Here is an 18,444-nt window from a genome sequence, read left to right as displayed (position 1 = left end):
GTTTTCCCTTAAGGTCGACGAACTTGGTTATAAATATCCAAGGTTTGGCGCGGGCGTGACGACGGGTGTCAAAGATGGACGTTCTCGACTACTCCTCGTGGACGGTTATGGCGATCCTTTCGCCAGCCTTTAGAGGGGCGGCTCATGGCGGTCAAGAATATGTCGGATCGGGTGACATGTTGCTCGAGTACTGTCGAAGGATGGGGGGTGAGATACCTCTACTTAAGCTCATCCTGAAGTCCGATTTCCTGGATTCGGTGGATCGGAAGCTCGACGGCAAGGAGGGGCTAGGAAGTGCGCACCCACTCTCCGTTCATGAAGCTCGTTCCATCCTTCGCGAGGTTGCACACGAGAGTGCAGATTCCCTAACTGGTCGACATGTTGCGGTGTTGCCCACTTGGACGGCAGGAGCCGTGAAAGTTCTGGCCGACGCCCGATCAACTTCTGAGGAACGAGGCATCCCATGGGTTGGCGACCGCGAAGTATTGACCGCACTTCTCATGAGCGAGGGGACGACGGCGAGTGCGTTCTTGGCGCGCAGTGGCATCAATCGCAGTGATCTACTGTTGAAGGTGGGACGTCTCGAGCCATTCCAGGGCAAGCGTCCATGGGCACCTGCGATAGATTCGCTGGAGATGACGGGCGTACTGCGCGTGAATATGATGAGCCGCTTTCTGGGTTGGCCCATCCACGTAGTTTCGAGAAAGGTCAACGGGCGGAGCTTTGGTCTACTCTCAACGCTGGAGGGTGAGGCTACCCGGCAGGCTGTCCGAGAGGGCTCTGCGGGTGTTCAGGCGGAGCAGGTCGTGCTCGGCGCAGCTTCGATTTTCCATCAGTTGGCATTGAGCAAAATTTCTGAACCGGAGGAGCTGCACAACTCCCGGACCGTACTTGAACGGTACGGCCTCTCGTACGCTGACCTGAGCCTCCGCGTCGTTCATAGCGCCAGATCTGTTCGGTCCCAGCTCAATGGGGAGCCGCTCTCCGTTCAGGCGCGCCCCCCGGTCGCTTCACCCGAAGTTGCGATGGCCTTTGAACTATTGCGCGGCTTGGTTGCGCAGGGCAATAGTTGCATCCAGGTCTTGGAGTCGCTATTCGCGATCCCTCAGGTAACAGCTGCGATCGCTGCGCTCACTGCCGATCAACCTTGACGTCCGAGGTTGCGTCCAGGGAATTGGTGTACCACTTGCCCCTGGTGGCCGTGTTGCCTGAGGAGACGGCCACTGCGCGGTCCTTCGAGACGGCTCCTTGACCGTGAGCTCCGCGTCGGCCAGATCAGTGTGCACGTCGTACCCGTCTGGCACGACGGCCTCTTCTTCGGAAAGATCAAGAATGCGGCCAGCCGAGCCGCCAACGCGGTGGTCAACACCGCCAGGTCGGCGGTCAAGACCGTGGCCGACAACGCGGGCACCATCTCCGCGGTCGCGGGCGGGATAGCCATGGTGGCGGCGGTGCTGCCACCCCCGGCCCAGGTGGTGGCGGTTGCCGCCGGTGCCGTTGCGGCGGTCGTCGGCGACGAATACGGTACCGCAGTATGTGCCGGGACGTGTCGGAGGCATCTGATTCGTGCGACCGTATAGGAGGTGCTCTAATGGTCGACTACGTCGGTGAGAATCCAGCAGGGTTGACCCAGCGCGCCCAGGATTTTCTGCGTAGGTGTTCGCGCCGTGAAGATTTTGATCGAGGTCTTGTTGGCGCCGATCTTGACCAAGAGATCCGTGCCGTCTACGTTCAGCCGAACAGTAAGATCGTTTCAACGCTGGAGTTTGTCCAGGAACGCTATGGAGGGCTCACCTACACGAGTGGCTTATTTGACTCCGACGTCTTCTTCACGCCGGTCTGCGAGCCAGAGGATCCGACGGAGGAGCTTGAGATCCTGTATGCGGTGCAGACCGGATCACCTGCGGGTGCCTGTCTCTCAGCCGACGGAGTGGTGATCGTTGGCGTGGATTACCACGAGGTGCCGGAGTTCCCATCGCTTGACTCGTTAATTGAATGCGATTCCATGTTCGAACTCGCCGAGCAACAGCCGGCGACCGGCACTATGCACCTTGCAGGGCTGGATCGCCTTCGAGGCGCTGTCGAGCTAATCGAGGCGAGTCCGTTTCGGCTTCGGCGAGTGCCGGAGGCAGGCGGTGCACACACATACTGGTTCAGCGGGCAATCGGCCTATGTGTTCCTGTCTGGAGTCTGGGGCGCGATAGGTTTCATGCCCCCATCGATCCGTGTTTGGGCCGAAAATCAGCAGGAGGTTAGTCGGATTCTCGCGACATCCGGCTGACGGTTTCCGGTCTGCTGACCAATCTGCGGATCGCTAGCGGGCCGGGCAGCGCAGGCCGTCCCGGGGGACGGTCAGGTCGAGCAGGTACGCGTCGACCGCGTTGGTGATGCAGGAGGTCTGCGGGTACGCGGTGTGCCCCTCGCCCTCCCAGGTGAGCACCCGACCGACGCCCAGCATCGACGCGAGGCGCGGGGTCTGCTCGTAGGGCGTCGCCGGGTCGCCGGTAGTGCCGACCACCACGATCGGCGGCGCGCCGTTGGCCTGGCCGGTCGGGTACGGGTCACGCCCGCCCGGCCACTCGACGCAGCTCAACATGCCGACCGCGAGCGCCGGCCCGAACAGCGGGTACTTCGTGCGCCACTCCGACTGCAACTGGCGGATCTCGTCGCGGCTCGGCTTCTCGGTTTCGTCGGCGCAGTTGATGGCGAGGTTGGCGTCGAACAGGTTGGAGTAGTGCCCGTCGCTCTCCCGGCCGGCGTACGAGTCGGCGAGCCGGAACACGTCCTTCGGGTCGCCCTCGGCCAGCCGGTCGATGGCCTGCGCCAACTCCTGCCAGCCCGACTCGGTGTAGAGCGACGAGATGACCGCGTAGAAGACCCAGCCGGCGGTGGCCTCGCGCCCGTCGTCACCGCGTACCGGGGAGACCTTGGCCTTGTCGATGGCCGTGGTGACCGCCGCGCGGGCGTTCGGGGCGATCGGGCAGCGGGCGGCGTTCGCGGCGCACCAACGGCTGAAGTTGTCGAACGCCCGCTCGAAGCCGCGTGCCTGGCTCTCCGAGCCGGCCACCAGCCGCTGCTGCGGGTCGACGGCGCCGTCGAGCACCAGCGCGCGCACCCGCTGCGGGTAGAGCTGGGCGTAGATGGCGCCGAGCAGCGTGCCATAGGAGTAGCCCAGGTAGGTGAGCTTGTCGTCGCCGACGGCGGCCCGGACCGCGTCCATGTCCCGGGCGGCCTGCTCGCTGCCGTACAGCGGCAACTGGTCGCCGTAGCGGTCGCCGCAGCCGCGCCCGATCCGCTGGCTCAGCCCGACGAAACCGTCGAACGACGCCTGGCTCGCCGGATCGGGGTCGTAGCCGAAGCTGGCGTCCAGGTCGGCGTCGGAGATGCACTTCACCGGGCTGGAACGGGCCACGCCGCGCGGGTCGAAGCCGACGATGTCGAATCGCTCGGTCACCGAGTTGGGCAGACCACCGAACTGCGGACCGAACGACAGGTAGACGGCGGTGTCCACGCCGGAGCCGCCCGGACCGCCGGGGTTGACGACCAGCGAGCCGATCCGGTCCCTTTGCTTGGTGGACCGGGCCCGCAGCAGGGCGATCTCGAAGGTCTGCCCGGCGCCCGGCCCGGCGGTCGCTCCGGTGCCGGTGCCCCAGTCCCGGGGGACCGCGATCCGGGCGCACTCGTAGCGCATGTCCGGCGCGCCGCGGCCGACCAGGTCCTCGGCCACCTCCGGGCAGGGCCGCCAGGTCGCCGAGCTGCCGGCCGGCGCCGCCTCGCCCTGCACCTCGGTGCGCGGCGCGAACGCCGGCAGTGTGCAGCCGGCGGTCAGCAGCGCCGCCACCACGAAGGCGGCGAGACTGCGACGGACCCGGCGACTGGTCGCCATCCACGGCTGGTCGGCGGTGCGGGTCACGTGATCCTCCGAGGTCGGGTCGACAGCCAGGCTACGCCGGGCCGGTGGAGGCTCGGTCCACGGTGGTCGTCGGGTCGCCGCGCAGCACCTGGTCCACGTCGTAGCGGATCGGGCGGTCGAGCTGGTCGTAGCGGCAGGAGCGGGGATCGCGGTCCGGCCGCCAGCGGACGAACCGCGCGGTGTGCCGGAAGCGCTCACCCTCCATCGCGTCGTAACCCACCTCGACCACCAGCTCCGGGCGCAGCGGCTCCCACTCCAGGTTCTTCGTGCCGGTCCAGCGGCTCACCCCGCCCGGGATGCGCTGGCCGCGCTCGTGGTCGCCGTGCACCCACGGGTGCTCGCCACCGGTGTCCCGGTACGGTGCCAGCTCGTCGAGCAGTTCGGCGCGGCGGGCCATGGTGAACGACGCGCTCACGCCGACGTGGTGCAGGAGACCGGCGTCGTCGTAGAGACCGAGCAGCAGCGAGCCCACCACCGGGCCGGACTTGTGCCAGCGGAAGCCGGCCACCACCGCGTCGGCGGTGCGGGCGTGCTTGACCTTGAACATCAACCGCTTGCCCGGCTCGTAGGGCAGGTCGGCCGGCTTGACGATCAGGCCGTCCAGCCCGGCGCCCTCGAAGACGTCGAACCAGCGGCGTGCGGTGTCCGGATCGGTGGTGACCTGGGTGACGTGCACCGGCGGCCGGACCCCGGCCAGGGCCTCGACCAGCCGCTCCCGGCGGCGCGGGTACGGCTGGTCGAGCAGCGACTCGTCGTCGATGGCCAGCAGGTCGAAGGCGACGAAGTCGGCCGGGGTGGTCTCGGCCAGCAGCTTCACCCGGGACGCCGCCGGGTGGATGCGCTGGGCCAGCAGCTCGAAATCCAGCCGGGGCTGGCCGGCTGGTCCGTCGCGCCGGATCACGATCAGCTCCCCGTCGACGGCGCACCGGGCGGGCAGTTGCCGGCGGGCCTGCTCGACGACCTCGGGGAAGTAACGGGTCATCGACTTGCCGCCCCGGCTGGCCAGCTCGACCTCGTCGCCGTCGCGGAACACGATGCACCGGAACCCGTCCCACTTGGGCTCGTAGGTCAGCCCGGCGGTGGTGGGCAGCTTGGAGACGCTCTTGGCCAGCATCGGCTCGACCGGCGGGTTGATCGGCAGGTCCACGGCGCCAGTCAATCAGACGGTACCGACAGTCGTGAGGCACATCACGGTGCACGCGGGGGCGGCGTGTCCGCCCGAGCGCCGCTCGTCCCGACCGGGTGAATCAGATAAGCGCAGGTCAGAGCTACTTTCGTGAGATGTCCGAGTGGGTCTGTGACTGCTGCGGGCGGTGGCGGGTGAGCGTCGAGCTGATCCGGGGCCGCTACCGCTACCGGTTGACCCGCCGATACCCGGAGCGGTTCGGCGGTGGCCGCAATGTGCTCGGCGAGGTCGGTTCGGTGCCGGAGTTGGAGGAGTTGCTCGCCCGGCGTACCCCATTGAGCCTGGCCGACCTGCGCGAAGCCGCCTGACCCGCGCGAGGTGTCGGCGGGTCCGCGCCCGAAGCTGGCGGGCCGGTGGATGCGCGCGTCACGATGTGCCCGGCAGCCTCGTCCCCATCGCGCGGCGACGCCGGGCGGTGCCGCCGGGGAGGAGACGTGATGCGGTTCGAAGCCGGTACGGAGATCGCCGCCGATGCGCAGCGGGTCTGGGAGGTGCTGGTCGATGTGCGGCGGTGGCCAGAGTGGACGGCCTCGGTGAGCCACATCGAACGGGGCGAGTCAGGCCCCCTCGCCGTCGGCGCGACCGCCCGGGTGACCCAACCGAAGCTGCGACCGGCGGTGTGGCGGGTCACCGAGCTGACCGAGGGGCGGGAGTTCACCTGGGTCTCCGACACCCCCGGAGTGCACACCCGCGGGGAGCACCGGTTGTCGCCGCTGCTGGGAGGCGGCACCCGGGTCGAGCTGGCGATCGCCCAGTCCGGGCTGCTGGCCGGGCCGGTCGGCTGGCTCTACGGCGGTCTGCTTCGCCACTACCTGCGGCTGGAGGCTGACGGCCTCAAGCGTCGAAGCGAGGAGGGCTGACGGCAGGCCCGTCCAGCACGGCGGGTTTCTCCAGCACCGCCAGTTGGATGCCGTTCGGGTCCGGCCGGTGCGCCACGACCCGATAGCCGTGCCGCTCGTAGAGCCGGAGATTGCGGGCGCTGTCCGCGCCGGTGAAGAGGGTGAACAGGGCCACCTCGGGTGGGCAGGCCGCCTCGATCGCGGCGAGCAGCCGACCCCCGATGCCCTGACCCTGCTGGTCGGGGGCGACCGACAGCCGCCCGATGTGCGCGGTGTCCCCGTCCAGGTGGGCGCGGACGGAGCCGACCAGCCGGTGCCCCAGCCGGGCGGCGAGGACGGTGGCCGGGCCGGTCAACGCTGCCCGGACCTCGTCCAGCGTCTCGGTCAGCGGCGGCAGGAAAGGATCGGTGTAGTGCTGTGCCTCGGTCAGGTACGCGGCGCGCTGCACGGTGAGGATCTCACCGGCGTCCGCGGCACCTGCCGGGACGATGCTGGCCTCGGCGCTCATCGGGGCAGCACACCACAGCCGTCGCCGGCACCGACGGGCGGCCCGACCGTGGCCCGTACGCTGGCCGGTGATCGCCGACCGGTGCGCGCCGGGCGGGCTGGTCAGAACCGGGCGAACGAGCGGATCGGGGCACGCGGGCCGTACTTCGGCGCCTGGATGCCGGCGGCCTCCAGCAGCAGACAGACCCGGCCCCGGTGGCCCCGGAACGGCTCCAGCAGAGCCAGCATCCGGGCGTCGTCGCCGCGTGCCTCGCCGGCGAGCGCCCAGGCCACCGTGTTCGGGATGTGGTAGTCGCCGACGCTTACCGCGTCCGGGTCGCCGTAGGCGATCCGGACCACCTCGGCGGCGGTCCACGGGCCGATGCCTCCGATGGCGGTCAGTCGACGGGTCGCCTCGGTGGCGTCGGCGCAGCGCTCCAGCCGGTCGGCCAGCGCGGCGGCGCGGCGCAGCGTGTCGGCCCGGCGCTGCTCGACGCCGAACGGGTGGAACACCCAGTACGGGGTGGCGGCCACCGCGGCGGCCTCCGGCGGCAGCAGCAGCGGTTGCAGCGGGCCGGGGGCCGGCTCACGGAAGTGCCGCACGGTCGCCGAGTACGCCCGGTACGCCTCCTTGCCGGTGACCTTCTGCTCGAACACCGCCCGCAACAGTCGGGGAAAGACCTGCCCGGTGGTGGGCATTCGCAGTCCCTGGTGCTCCCGGGCCAGTCGGGCGACGAGCGGGTGCGCCGCCGCCAACTCGGCGAAGCCGGTCAGGTCGTCGCGCAGCCCCGCGATCGCGTCGGCCCGAGCCACCACGTGCTCGGCGCCCGGCCCGTAGCCCTCGGCGAGCAGCTCACCGCCGGCCGGCCGCAGTGAGAGCGTGGCCGGGCCGTCGGGGGTGCGGGTCGCCCACCAGAAGGTGCCGGCGGCGATGCGGGCGCACGGGTCGTACGGGCTGAAGGTCAGAGCGCGGACCGACGCGGCCAGCCGATAGCCGACCGGCGGGTGCAGCACCCGGGTCGCGGCGGGTTCGGTCTCGGTCACCCCGCCACTCTGCCAGGTGAGGATCGGCGTTCACCACGTAGCCGTTCGGCAGTCGGTTGGGCAGAATCGCACGGCCACCTTCAGTTGGCCGTACCGGTGCTGTCGTACCGACCGAATGGCCAGTATTTTTTTCGCGAATCGGGGCGGAGCGTACTTATGGGACGTCCCTCTGTGTGTCGGCTGTGGAACCTGTGGTTGTTTGATTTTCCGCAGTAAACGCACCGCTCCGGGCAACTGCGGCGGCCACCGTCTGTCCCGCTGAATGGGAGAGCGCGCGAGCCGGCCCGGAGATTCGGTGCCCGCCGACAGCCGCCGCAGCGCGGCACGCAGCCGGTGCCGGATCCCACGCGGTGCCCACGGGGGAACTGTGAAAGGGCATGCAGTGATGGCTGCACGAGTGTGTGTTGCTTCAGCGCGAGTGGGGTTCCACGCCGCTACCCACCAGCAGGGCTGACAGTGGCCGCCGACGAGGTGGCCGTTCCCAGCGAACGGCCCGGCGCATGATTGCCCTGAAGATCTACCGACTGCTGCCCCAGCCCGTACGGCGACGCCTGTTGGGTCTACTGCCCGCCCACCGCCGGATCGGCCTCGTGCAGGCCTTCTCCCGGCGGCGCGGCGGCGACACCGTGCATCCGTCGGGTGCCCTGGTGACCGTGGCCGACGGCGGTGTCCGGACCCGGGCCGAGGTGGTCGACACGGCCACGCCGTTGCAGCTGTGGCACCGCAACCTCACCGCCGTCACCGCCGCCCTGGAAGCGGCAGGCATCGACTACCACTGCATCCGCAACGACGACCACCTGCGGAGCACGGTGGCCGTCCTCGACGATCAGCGGCCGGCCGTGCGTCGCCTGGTCAAGTCCGCGCCGACGCTGTCCGGGGCGCACGTCCGGACGCTCACCGTCCAGCCCGGTCGGGACCGGCCCGACGATGCTCCGACCGAGGTGATCCAGGTCTGGTTCCCGGTGACCGACGTGCGGGCGGGTGTGGTGCTCGGCGCGCAGTTCGCCTGCGAGATCGAGTTCTGGACCCGGCACGGCGACGTGGTCCGCGCCCCCCGGCACAACGCGGTGATCGACGAGGCGCCCGCGGAGGCGGAGAAGGTCCGGGTCGCCGCGGCGCTCATCAGCCACTTCGTTCCCGAGGCGGACGACCACACCTACCGCACCCGCCGTGACCTCACGGTCCGGGCGCCGGACCGGGTGGGCTTCCCGATCGACGCCGTCTACACCTGGGTGGACGGCTCGGACCCCGACTGGCTCAAGCGCAAGATGGACGCGCTCGGCACCCCCGACGGGCCGCTGCACGCCATCGCGGCCAACACGTCGCGCTACCACAACCGCGACGAGTTGCGGTACTCGATGCGCTCGTTGCACAGCTTCGCGCCGTGGCTCCGCCGGATCTTCCTGATCACCGACAGCCAGCTGCCCAGCTGGCTCGACCCGAACCACCCGATGGTCACCGTGATCTCGCACGCCGAGCTCTTCGCCGACCTCGGCGGACGTTCGTCGTTCAACTCGCACGCCATCGAGTCCCGGCTGCACCGCATCGACGGCCTGGCCGAACACTTCCTCTACCTCAACGACGACGTCTTCCTGGGCCGGCCGCTGCTGCCGACGCACTTCTTCCACGCCAACGGGATCGCCAAGTTCTTCCTCTCGCCGGCGCAGTTCGGGCTGGGCGAGGCGAAGCCCAGCGACCCGCCGGTGAACGCCGCCGGCAAGAACAACCGCCGGCACATCCAGCGGCAGTTCGGTGTGACCATCACGCAGAAGATGAAGCACACGCCGTTCGCCCTGCGGCGCAGCATCATGCAGCAGATCGAGGCCATGCTGCCGGTCGACGTGCTCGCGACGGCCCGGCACCGTTTCCGCCACCACGGCGACCTGTCCATCCCCTCGTCGCTGCACCAGTACTGGGCGTACCTGATCGGCCAGGCAGTGCCGGCCGACATCGAGTACGAGTACGCGGACCTCGGTCACCCGTCGACCCCGGCGCGCCTCGCGGAGCTGCTGACCCGCCGGCACCGTGACGTGTTCTGCCTCAACGACACCGACTCGGACCCGGCGACGATGGCCGCCCAGGAGCAGATGCTGGCCGACTTCCTGCCGCGCTACCTGCCCTTCCCGGCGCCCTTCGAGCTGCCCGACGATGTGGTTGCCGAGCGCCGACGGTTGGGGGCCACCGCCCTGTGGCGGAAGAGTGGAGGCGATCGGCGCAGCGTCCAGCAGCCGGCTCCGGGCACCACCGTGATCCTGCAGGTCCCACCGACGGCGAGGCCGGCCACGTGGCCGCCCTCGCCCCGAACGAGTGGCCCTCCGCCGGCCACCGACGCGCCGATCCGACTCGGAGAGTGACGTGACATCTGACCAGCATCGCTGGATCGCGCCGTTGCGGGCGCTCGGTAAGCGCGCCGTGGCGCTGCCCCGACAGGCCGGGCAGCGGTGGCAGTCCCCCGGTCGGCCCCGGTCCATGGCGGTGATGGCCCACCAGGACGACGACCTGTACTTCCTGAACCCGTTGCTCGCCAGCCAGCTGCGACACAGCGAGGCGCACCTGACCGTCTGCCTGACCACGGGTGAGGCGGATGGACGGAACGCCCCGGGTGGCACCGCGGCGCACGCCGCGCTGCCGGTGGACTTCGAGGGCTTCGCCGCCGCCCGGTTCAACGGACTTCGTGCCGCATATGGGGACATGGTCCTGGGCGACCGGGGCGCCAAGTGGCACCGTGCGGCGATCACGGTCGGGTCCGGCATCGAGGCGGATCTGTCGACGTTGGTGGACGCGCCGCAGATCCGGATCGTCTCTCTCAACCTCTGGTGTTCGCCGCCGCCAGGTTCTCCGGCCGACGCCGGCCCGCTGCCACGCCTGTGGACCGGCGAGGCCGCCCGTACGCCCACCATGATTCCGACCGACTCCCCGGTCTCCGCGACCTTCGACTACTCGCGGGAGAGCCTTGTCGAGGCGCTGCTGCATCTGCTGCGCGACGCCAACCCGACGCTGCTGTGGACGATGGACCCGGACCCCGACCGGCAACTGCACAACAAGGCGAACCCACAGCACGCCGACACCGGCGACTACTCCGACCACATCTTCCACACCATCACGGGGCTGTTCGCCCATGAGGCGGCCCGTCGCTGGTTCGCCGAGGGTGGTGGCAGAGCCGCTTCCGTCGAGGCGTTCCGCGGCTACTACGTCCGACGGTGGCCGTCCAACCTCAGCCCGAAGGGGCGGGCGCTCAAGCAGCGGTACAAGGACGTCTACGGGTGGGCTGACCGCCGCCCCGCCGACGGTCCGGTGGGCCACGGCGACCTCAAGGTCGGTGGTGACGCGATCGGCGCCGGGAACGCCTCCGGCACGACCCTGCGCTATCCCGGCTCCCGGGCCTGGGCGGTCCAGGGCGGCGACGGTCGGTTGTCCGCCTTCGCCGTACGGGGTGGCCGGGTGGTGCACTGGCGGGCGACCAGGTCGGGTGGGTTCGCCCCGGGTCGGGGCGTTCCCGGTACGCGACTCCTGCCGCACGTCGCCGCGCTGGCGGCTCCCGACGGTGGCTGGCGGCTCTTCGCGGTGCGGCAAGGGCTCACCGCGGAGCCGGACCGGCACGTCCGCGACGTCTGGACGATCGTGCTTCCGGCCTCCGGGGACTACGCGGAGGTCCGGTGGGAGTCGCTTGGCAACCCCAACGGGCGCAGCGATCCCGCGAAGCGGCGGAACATCGGCATGCCGCAGGCCGTCGCCCTGCCGGGCGGCAGGATCCTGCTGTTGGCCAGGAACGCTGGCAAGGGACTGAGCGCCCGACTGCACGACGGGACGTCCTGGACGCCGTGGCAGGACCTCGGCGGCTGGGACACCCAGGACGGCCTGACCGCCGTCGCGCTGGACGACCACACCGTGGAGGTGCTTGCCGCCGGGCGCACCGGAACCGCCCGTTGGCGGGTCACGGTGCCGGAACTCACCGCCGAGTACACGCTCCTGGAGACCGAGCCACCGGCGGGGCCACCGGCCGTGCTACGGCTGCCGGACGGCGATCGGCTGCTCCTGTTCCGGCGGCGGAACTCGGCGTCGGTGTTGTCGTACCGCACCCGGGGCGCCGGCCGCGAGTGGGACCTGTTGACGGCCGCCGACCTCGGCGGCCACGGCGGCCCCGGCCCCCTGACCGCCCGGTATGTGGCCGACTCGGGCGCCGTTCTGCTGGCGGTCCGCGACGACGCGTCCAGCTCCAGCGTCGCCTGGCTGGATCCGGGCGGGTCGACGCCCTGTCGCTGGCTCCGCGAGCCGACGCCGATCGCTGGCGGCCACGCCGTCCAGGTCGACCACAGCGGCCGACCCGTCGTTCTGGCGGTGTCCACGGCGGGCGGCCTTTTCGCCCTGCGGCCGAACCGCTCCGGATCGTCCCTGACCTCCACGAAGGAAGTGCCGTGAACCACATGCCGGCGGTACCGCGACAGCCGGTCGCACCACCCGGGCCCGTCGGCGCGGGCCGGTCCGTCCCGCCGGGACGAGTCCCGGGCGACGTGTCCGACCTGTGCGAGATCCTGGTCGACGGCGGCCGTCGCACCGCGCACGTCCATGCCGACCTCACCCCGATCCTGGGGCGTCAGCGGAACGTCGACGCGGTGAGTGGTGCGCTCGACGCGCACGGGGTGGACTATTTCCTCGTTCGGGGCATGGACGACCGGACGCCCGTGATCGGCGTCAGTGAGGTCGATCGGGTGGCCGCCCTGGGCGCGCTGGAGAAGCTCGGTGGGGCCGCGACCTGCTACGTGAGCCAGGTGCTGCCCCGACCGCCGATCGTCGGTGGCCTCAAGGACGCGTCGGAGACCCAGGCCTGGACGGAGCTGTACTCCGCACGGGCGATCAAGCTGACCTGGTTCCGCGTCGACCCCACCCTGAAGCTGACCCTCGGCCCGGCGTACGGCTGCGAGATCGAGTTCTGGAAGCCCGACCGGGCCGCCGGTGTGCTGCGTTCGCCCCGGCCGAACCGGATGATGCGGGCGGTGGCCCTGGACGGTACGCCGGTGCGGGTGGGCGAGCACCGGCTGACCAGGCTGGCGTCCCCGGTGAAGCAGCACCCGCCCCGGCGTAGCCGGCCGGAGTTCGACCGGCTGCTCCCCGATGACATCGACTTCCCGATCGATCTGGTCTACACCTGGGTGGACGGCGCGGACCCGCAGTGGCAGCAACGCCGCGCGGGCGTGCGCGGCGAGTCGCTGCACGTCGAGGCGGCGAGCGAGTCGCGCTACATCAACCGTGACGAGCTGAAGTACTCACTACGGTCGGTGCACCTGAACGCCCCGTGGGTCCGCAACATCTACATCGTGACCGACCACCAGCGGCCGGCGTGGCTCGACCTGAGCGCCGGCAACATCTTCCTGGTCAACCACGAGGAGATCTTCGCCGCCCCGGACGCGCTGCCGACCTTCAACTCGTGCTCGATCGAGAGTCAGCTGCACCGCATCGACGGTCTCGCCGAGCATTTCCTGTACCTCAACGACGACATGTTCTTCGGTCGCCCACTGGCACCGCAGACGTTCTTCCTCGCCAACGGCAACACCAAGTTCTTCCTGTCGCAGAACCGGATCCCGCTCGGCGAGATCACCCACCTGGACTCCCCGGTGGACGCGATGATCAAGAACAACCGGGCGTTGATCGAGAAGCGGTTCGGCCGGACGCTCACCCAGGGCACCCAGCACGTGCCCTACCCGTTGCGCCGCAGCATCCTGGCCGAGATCGAACGCGAGTTCCCGATCGAGCACGAGGCCACCATGCGGAGCCGGTTCCGCAGCGCCAACGACCTCACCATCACGTACTCCCTGCACCACTACTACGCGTTCCTGACCGGCCGCGCGCTGCCTGGCCACGTCAACTACGGCTACGTCCAGCTCGCGGTGCCCGATCTTGAGGCGCGGCTGCGGCGGGCCGAGGCACGACGGGACTGGGACACCTTCTGCATCAACGACGCCTACTCGACGTTCGCGCAGCTGAAACACCAGATGAGCATCCTCGAACCGTTCATGGAGGCGTACTTCCCGGTCCCGAGTCCGTACGAGCTGAGGACCTCCGGGTGAAGTTCGCCTTTCTCATCCACAACATGTACGGCGTCGGCGGCACCAACCGGGCCGTGCTGAACCTGGCCACCGCCCTGGTGGGCCAGGGGCACGACGTGGAGATCGCCTCGGTGTTCCGGCGGCTCGACCGACCGATGTTCGCCATCGATGAGCGGATCGCGCTCGTACCGCTCGTCGATACCCGGCCACGTCGCCCCGACCGGGTCGATCCCCAGCACCGGGAGCCGTCCCTCCTGGTGCCGGAGAGCGAGGAGTTCCACACCCAGTACAGCCGGCTCACCGACGAGCGGGTGATCGAATACCTGCGCTCGACCGGGGCCGACGTGATCGTGGGAACCCGGCCCGGCCTGAATCTGGCGGTGGCGCGGTACGGTCCCGACCACGCGGTCCGGGTGGCGCAGGAGCACATGACGCAGGATCTGATCGACGACGCGCTGAAGGACCACATCCGGCTCGCGTACGACCGGATCGACCTCGCCTTCACCGTGACCGATGGCGACGCCGCCGCGTTCCGGTCCGGCAATCCGGTGCCGCACACCCGGGTCGAGGCGCTGCCGAACAGCGTTCCCCGGCCCACCGTGCCGCCTGCCAGCGGGAGCAACCGGATCGTGGTCAGCGCCGGGCGGCTCGACCCGATCAAGCGGTACGACCGGCTCATCGCCGCCTTCGCGCGGGTCGCCGGCGACCACCCGGACTGGAAACTGCGGATCTACGGCGACGGGCCGCAACGCCCGGCGCTGGTCGCGCAGATCCGCGAGTTGGGGATGTCCGACCAGGTCCAGTTGATGGGCCGGCGCGAGGACATGTCGACGGAATGGGTCAAGGGATCCATCGCCGCGGTGTCGTCCGAGCGTGAGTCGTTCGGCATGACCATCGTGGAGGCGATGCGGCTCGGCCTCCCGGTCGTCAGCACCGACTGCCCGGTCGGCCCCCGGGAGATCATTCAGCATGGTGTCGACGGCCTGCTGGTCCCGATGAACGACGTCGACGCGTACGCCGACGCGCTGCGGACGCTGATGCACGACGACGACCTCCGGGCCCGGCTGGCCAAGGTGGCACTGGTGAACGCGGCCCGCTTCGACCCGGAGACGATCGCCGAGGCCTTCGCCCAGCGGTGTGCCGCCGTGCTGGCCGAGCGAGGCCCGACACCCGGCGGGTCCTCGCGGGCTGCTCGATCGGGCAAGGGACCGCGGGTCCGCCGGTCGGTCCTGGCTCGTGGCGGTGAGCTGATCCGGGAACCCAACCTGGTCCGCCTGTTGGGTGACCCGGTCCTGCGCGGCATCGCCGGCAGCGACCTGGCCCGCCGGGCGAGTATGGGCGCCCTGGTCCGCCTGGCCCGCATCCGGCACGCCCGAGCCACCTCCGCCCGGTTGCAGAAGGCGATCCGGCGGCGGGCCGCCGCACCGGCCGCCGGGCCGGTGGTGGACTGTCTGGTGCTGCCGGACCGCAGCCTCAGCTGGCGGATCGACGCCCCGGGTATCGCCGCCGGGGGACACCTGCTGCTGCGCGACCGGGACACCGGGCACAAGGTGCAGGTGCCACTGGAGCCGCAGGACGACGCCGCCCAGCAGGTGGCCGTGCTGCCCGCGCACGCGTTGCCGGAGGGCCGCTGGAATGCCTACCTCCAGCCACCCACCGGCGCGCGACTCCGGCTGCGTCCCAACCGGATCGACACGCGGGTCCTCGCGGGCGGTCATCAACCGGTGGACGACCCGGCCGGCGGGTACGCGGTCCGGTCACACGTGCCGTACCAAACGGCCGACGGCTTCCTGGCGGTACGCAGCTGGGTGCGCGAGGAGCACGCCGAGGTGCGGCGGATCGCCCTCAGCGGCGAACGGGTGTCGATCGAGATAGCCTGGTCCGGCATCGGCGTCCCGGAGCAGGCCATGCTGCGCCGACGCGGCCACCACGAAGGGGCCGTCTCCGTGCCACTGGTGCCGACCCGCACCGGCCACCTGCGCATCGATGTCGCCGTCGAGGAACTGACCGTCCAGCGACTGGGCCGCTACGAGGACTGGGATCTGTGGCTGGCGCAGGCCGGCACCGACCGTGAGGTCCGGTTGGGTCTGCTCGTCGATGACGTGGTCGACAAGAAGCTCATCTACAACTATCCCGAGATCTACCTCGTGGACGAGCCAGGGCTGGACCTCGTCGAGGAGGATCCCGCGCCATTGCTACGGGTCCGCCCGTACTACACCCGTGACAGCGAGCTGTCGATCGTCGTCATCGACCGTCCGTGAGCGCGAACGCAGGGAAGGACAGGCGATGACCGAGCAGAAGCGTACGCCGCCGACCAAGCCGGCCCTCGCCGAGCCGTCCCGGTTCGTCGACGTCTACCGACGGGTGCTGAGCCCGCAGACCCGACGGGCGATCGCGACGAAGGTGAGCCCCCGTACCCGGCACCAGCTGAAACAGTGGGTCGCCCGAGCCTCACGGGACGATCGCGCGGGCGAGCGGCGGGCCGAGCGGCTGGCGCGTCGGCAACCCGACCTGCTGGCCGAGTCGGACCGGATCATGGTGACCGCCGACCGTGCCCCTCGGGTTGCGCGGGTCCGCCGGGACATCACCCCGCTCGGGGCGCAACAGGCGAACCTGTCGACGGTGATAGCAGCTCTCGACGAGGCGGGCGTCGCCCACTTCACCGTTCGTGGCGTGTCGAACCAGTCCTCCGTGGTCGCGGTGGACGCCGTCGACCGGGACCGGGTGCTGGCCGCGTTGGCGACGGCCTGCGCCCGGGTTCCCGGCTACGTGAGCGCGGCCCTCGGGGCCGGTGACCAGCCGGAAGGGCCCCCCGAACCGGGTTTCGAGGGGTCGGTGTGGCGGCACTTGTCCACCACGTCGGTGCTCCGGGTGACCTGGTACTGGACGGAACCCCGACGGCTCCTGGTGCTGGGGCACGCGTACGGGTGCGACGTGGAGTTCTGGACCCGGAGGGACGGCCGGCTCGTCGCGCCCCGGCGCAACCGGGTGACGGAGGAGGTGCCGCTGACCGCGACAGCGGTCGCCGCAGCCCCGGCGTTGTTCAGCTCGTTGGCCCCGCCCACGAGCACCGCGACCGTTCGTACCCGGCCGGAGTTCGCCGCCCCCCTCCCCGAGGACGTCACCTTCCCGATCGACGTCGTCTACACCTGGGTCGACGGCGCCGACCCGGCCTGGCTGCGCCGCCGGGCCGAGGTGGCCGGTGTGCCGTACCACGCCGAGGCGGCGAGCGCGGCGCGGTTTCTCAGCCGGGACGAACTGCGTTACTCGCTGCGCTCACTGAACCTGTTCGCGCCGTGGGTGCGCCACATCTACCTGGTGACCGACGACCAGGTGCCGACCTGGCTGGACGACACCGCGCCGGGTCTACGGGTGGTCAGCCACCGGGAGATCTTTGCCGATCCGACCGCGCTGCCGACCTACAACTCGCACGCGATCGAGAGCCAGTTGCACCACATCGACGGCCTCGCCGAGCACTTCCTGTACTTCAACGACGACGTCTTCCTCGGCACCGAGGTGTTTCCCCAGGACTTCTTCCTGGCCAACGGCATCTCCCGGTTCTTTCCCTCGCCGGCGCTGGTGCCGTCGGGCCCGCCCACCGACGACGACATCCCGTCGTCAGCGGCCGGAAAGAACAACCGGGCGTTGATCGCCGACCGGTTTGGCACGGTGCTGACCCAGAAGATGAAGCACATGCCGCACGCGCTGCGCCGCAGCGTGCTCCACGAGATCGAGCAGACGTTTCCCGAACCGTACCGCCGAACCGCGGCCAGCCAGTTCCGCAGCATGAACGACCTGTCGATCGCCTCGTCGCTGCACCACTACTACGCGTTCCACACCGGCCGTGCGGTGCCGGGGGGCCTGCGCTACACCATCGCGGAACTGTCCAACCCGGACACACCCGCCCGGCTGGCCCACCTGCTGGCCCGCCGGGACCGGCAGGTGTTCTGCCTCAACGACGCGTACTCCGTCGAGGAGGACCTGGCCGCCCAGTTGGCGCTGCTCATCCCGTTCCTGGACACCTACTTTCCGGTCCCGAGCCCTTGGGAGCGGGTCTGACGAGGATGCCGGCACCACCGGTATGCCGACGTCGTGGACATGACGATGGCCGGTCGCGCCCTCCCCGGCGGCGACCGACCATCGTGTCCTCGTGGTGGCGGGCTCAGTACGAGTAGCCACCACCGGCGTCGCTCGACTCGCTGTCGGCGGGCGGGGCGACCGGCTTCGGGGTGTTGGTGGGCAGGCAGCTCAGGTTCTTCTTGCCGTCGGGCTGGACCACGAACCAGGTGCCGCCGACGGCCTGGCCCTTCCACTGGCCGGGCTTCTTGTCGCCGATGTAGCGGTACACCGGCCAGCCGGCGATGGTGAGCTGGCGGGTGCCGTCCTGCCGGGTCACGCTGCCGACCTTGTCGTCGGAGACCCCGGTGAGCTGCGGGTTTCCGTCGGTCAGCGCCGGGGGCCAGACCTGCGCGCACTTGTCGACGCAGTTCGACGCGGGCGGGTCGGCGGTGTCCTTGTCGAAGCGGTACAGGATCCAGCCGTCCTGGTCGGTGACGACCTTGCCCATGCGGGCCACGCTCTTACCGATCAACTTCTCGGTCAGGTCGACGTCCGCGGCCGGCGGCGCGTCGGCGGCCGGCGCGTCCGCGGCCGGTGACGCCTCGGGTTCAGCCGATGCGGTGGGCTCGGCCGCGGCGACGGCGACCGGCTCGACCGCGCTCGAGTTCGCCCCGTCGTAACCCGCGGGAGCGCAGGCCGTTAGTGCGACCATCGCGCTCACCAGGATGACGGTCCGCTTCATCTGTGCCACGTGCCCTCCTCATTCTTGGCAGTTCACCCATAGGTACGGCGGGCGGGCTGTCAAGGTTGAAGTAGTAACAGTGGTCAATTTCACTCGGATTCGTTGAACCGAATTCGACGTCCATCCGTGTG

The 18,444-nt window shown here is 70.1% G+C and carries 15 protein-coding genes; 10 read left to right on the top strand and 5 right to left on the bottom strand.

Going from position 1 to position 18,444, the window contains the following annotated elements; all coding sequences use genetic code 11:
* The first annotated feature begins 74 nt into the window (after positions 1 to 74).
* The 3 genes from ABZ780_RS10205 to ABZ780_RS10195 all read left to right on the top strand — a co-directional run bounded on the left by ABZ780_RS10205 (position 75) and on the right by ABZ780_RS10195 (position 2,281).
* Positions 75 to 1,151 (top strand): hypothetical protein, encoded by a 1,077-nt coding sequence (locus ABZ780_RS10205; protein ID WP_357004942.1) that lies wholly within the window; start codon positions 75 to 77, stop codon positions 1,149 to 1,151.
* Positions 1,152 to 1,280: 129 nt separating this feature from the next.
* Positions 1,281 to 1,580: a hypothetical protein gene (locus ABZ780_RS10200; protein WP_357485572.1), complete on the top strand. Its 300-nt coding sequence runs from the start codon at positions 1,281 to 1,283 to the stop codon at positions 1,578 to 1,580.
* A gap of 11 nt (positions 1,581 to 1,591) precedes the next feature.
* The gene (locus ABZ780_RS10195) at positions 1,592 to 2,281 is read left to right on the top strand and encodes a hypothetical protein (RefSeq protein WP_357485570.1); all 690 of its coding nucleotides are present in this window, start codon (positions 1,592 to 1,594) and stop codon (positions 2,279 to 2,281) included.
* Between the two features lie 33 nt (positions 2,282 to 2,314).
* Here ABZ780_RS10195 and ABZ780_RS10190 read toward each other — a convergent pair whose 3' ends face one another.
* On the bottom strand, positions 2,315 to 3,886 hold the full coding sequence (locus tag ABZ780_RS10190; RefSeq protein WP_357485874.1) for an alpha/beta hydrolase: 1,572 nt from the start codon (positions 3,884 to 3,886) through the stop codon (positions 2,315 to 2,317).
* Between the two features lie 58 nt (positions 3,887 to 3,944).
* Positions 3,945 to 5,060, bottom strand: coding sequence for an ATP-dependent DNA ligase (locus ABZ780_RS10185; RefSeq protein WP_357004951.1), 1,116 nt, complete (start codon positions 5,058 to 5,060; stop codon positions 3,945 to 3,947).
* A 134-nt stretch (positions 5,061 to 5,194) separates the two neighbouring features.
* Here ABZ780_RS10185 and ABZ780_RS10180 point away from each other — a divergent pair, with 134 nt between their 5' ends.
* Together ABZ780_RS10180 and ABZ780_RS10175 are read left to right on the top strand one after the other, a co-directional pair.
* The gene (locus ABZ780_RS10180) at positions 5,195 to 5,407 is read left to right on the top strand and encodes a hypothetical protein (protein WP_053653514.1); all 213 of its coding nucleotides are present in this window, start codon (positions 5,195 to 5,197) and stop codon (positions 5,405 to 5,407) included.
* 129 nt (positions 5,408 to 5,536) lie between these two features.
* Complete coding sequence (locus ABZ780_RS10175; RefSeq protein ID WP_357485569.1) at positions 5,537 to 5,959, top strand: SRPBCC family protein; 423 nt, start codon at positions 5,537 to 5,539, stop codon at positions 5,957 to 5,959.
* Here ABZ780_RS10175 and ABZ780_RS10170 read toward each other — a convergent pair.
* Both ABZ780_RS10170 and ABZ780_RS10165 read right to left on the bottom strand, forming a co-directional pair.
* Entirely contained in the window at positions 5,934 to 6,446 is a 513-nt protein-coding gene (locus tag ABZ780_RS10170) for a GNAT family N-acetyltransferase (RefSeq protein WP_357004957.1), read from the bottom strand. The genes ABZ780_RS10175 and ABZ780_RS10170 overlap by 26 nt on opposite strands.
* A gap of 101 nt (positions 6,447 to 6,547) precedes the next feature.
* Positions 6,548 to 7,468: a DNA-3-methyladenine glycosylase 2 family protein gene (locus ABZ780_RS10165; RefSeq protein WP_357485568.1), complete on the bottom strand. Its 921-nt coding sequence runs from the start codon at positions 7,466 to 7,468 to the stop codon at positions 6,548 to 6,550.
* A 500-nt stretch (positions 7,469 to 7,968) separates the two neighbouring features.
* On the opposite strand from ABZ780_RS10165, the gene ABZ780_RS10160 reads away from it, so the two are divergent.
* The 5 genes from ABZ780_RS10160 to ABZ780_RS10140 all read left to right on the top strand — a co-directional run bounded on the left by ABZ780_RS10160 (position 7,969) and on the right by ABZ780_RS10140 (position 17,571).
* The gene (locus ABZ780_RS10160) at positions 7,969 to 9,822 is read left to right on the top strand and encodes a stealth family protein (protein ID WP_357485566.1); all 1,854 of its coding nucleotides are present in this window, start codon (positions 7,969 to 7,971) and stop codon (positions 9,820 to 9,822) included.
* 1 nt (position 9,823) lies between these two features.
* The gene (locus ABZ780_RS10155; protein WP_357485564.1) at positions 9,824 to 11,887 is read left to right on the top strand and encodes a PIG-L family deacetylase; all 2,064 of its coding nucleotides are present in this window, start codon (positions 9,824 to 9,826) and stop codon (positions 11,885 to 11,887) included.
* A gap of 92 nt (positions 11,888 to 11,979) precedes the next feature.
* On the top strand, positions 11,980 to 13,533 hold the full coding sequence (locus ABZ780_RS10150) for a stealth conserved region 3 domain-containing protein (RefSeq protein ID WP_357004969.1): 1,554 nt from the start codon (positions 11,980 to 11,982) through the stop codon (positions 13,531 to 13,533).
* On the top strand, positions 13,530 to 15,773 hold the full coding sequence (locus ABZ780_RS10145; protein WP_357485563.1) for a glycosyltransferase family 4 protein: 2,244 nt from the start codon (positions 13,530 to 13,532) through the stop codon (positions 15,771 to 15,773). Before ABZ780_RS10150 ends, ABZ780_RS10145 begins: the two co-directional genes overlap by 4 nt.
* A 25-nt stretch (positions 15,774 to 15,798) precedes the next feature.
* The gene (locus ABZ780_RS10140) at positions 15,799 to 17,571 is read left to right on the top strand and encodes a stealth family protein (RefSeq protein ID WP_357485561.1); all 1,773 of its coding nucleotides are present in this window, start codon (positions 15,799 to 15,801) and stop codon (positions 17,569 to 17,571) included.
* A gap of 103 nt (positions 17,572 to 17,674) precedes the next feature.
* On the opposite strand, the gene ABZ780_RS10135 is transcribed toward ABZ780_RS10140, so the two are convergent.
* Positions 17,675 to 18,313, bottom strand: coding sequence for a hypothetical protein (locus tag ABZ780_RS10135; protein ID WP_357006739.1), 639 nt, complete (start codon positions 18,311 to 18,313; stop codon positions 17,675 to 17,677).
* Positions 18,314 to 18,444: the final 131 nt, after the last annotated feature.

It is taken from the genome of Micromonospora sp. NPDC047467 (assembly GCF_040643095.1).
Lineage (GTDB): Bacteria > Actinomycetota > Actinomycetes > Mycobacteriales > Micromonosporaceae > Micromonospora.
The sequence above is the reverse complement of the archived record's forward strand: the minus strand, read 5'-3'. Positions and strand labels throughout refer to the sequence as shown.

Bases quoted from the DNA above. Each gene is read 5' to 3' on its own strand.
- ABZ780_RS10205 (WP_357004942.1), top strand. From the start codon at position 75: ATGGACGTTCTCGACTACTCCTCGTGGACGGTTATGGCGATCCTTTCG.
- ABZ780_RS10195 (WP_357485570.1), top strand. From the start codon at position 1,592: ATGGTCGACTACGTCGGTGAGAATCCAGCAGGGTTGACCCAGCGCGCC.
- ABZ780_RS10190 (WP_357485874.1), bottom strand. From the start codon at position 3,886: ATGGCGACCAGTCGCCGGGTCCGTCGCAGTCTCGCCGCCTTCGTGGTG.
- ABZ780_RS10180 (WP_053653514.1), top strand. From the start codon at position 5,195: ATGTCCGAGTGGGTCTGTGACTGCTGCGGGCGGTGGCGGGTGAGCGTC.
- ABZ780_RS10175 (WP_357485569.1), top strand. From the start codon at position 5,537: ATGCGGTTCGAAGCCGGTACGGAGATCGCCGCCGATGCGCAGCGGGTC.
- ABZ780_RS10170 (WP_357004957.1), bottom strand. From the start codon at position 6,446: ATGAGCGCCGAGGCCAGCATCGTCCCGGCAGGTGCCGCGGACGCCGGT.
- ABZ780_RS10160 (WP_357485566.1), top strand. From the start codon at position 7,969: ATGATTGCCCTGAAGATCTACCGACTGCTGCCCCAGCCCGTACGGCGA.
- ABZ780_RS10140 (WP_357485561.1), top strand. From the start codon at position 15,799: ATGACCGAGCAGAAGCGTACGCCGCCGACCAAGCCGGCCCTCGCCGAG.
- ABZ780_RS10135 (WP_357006739.1), bottom strand. From the start codon at position 18,313: ATGAAGCGGACCGTCATCCTGGTGAGCGCGATGGTCGCACTAACGGCC.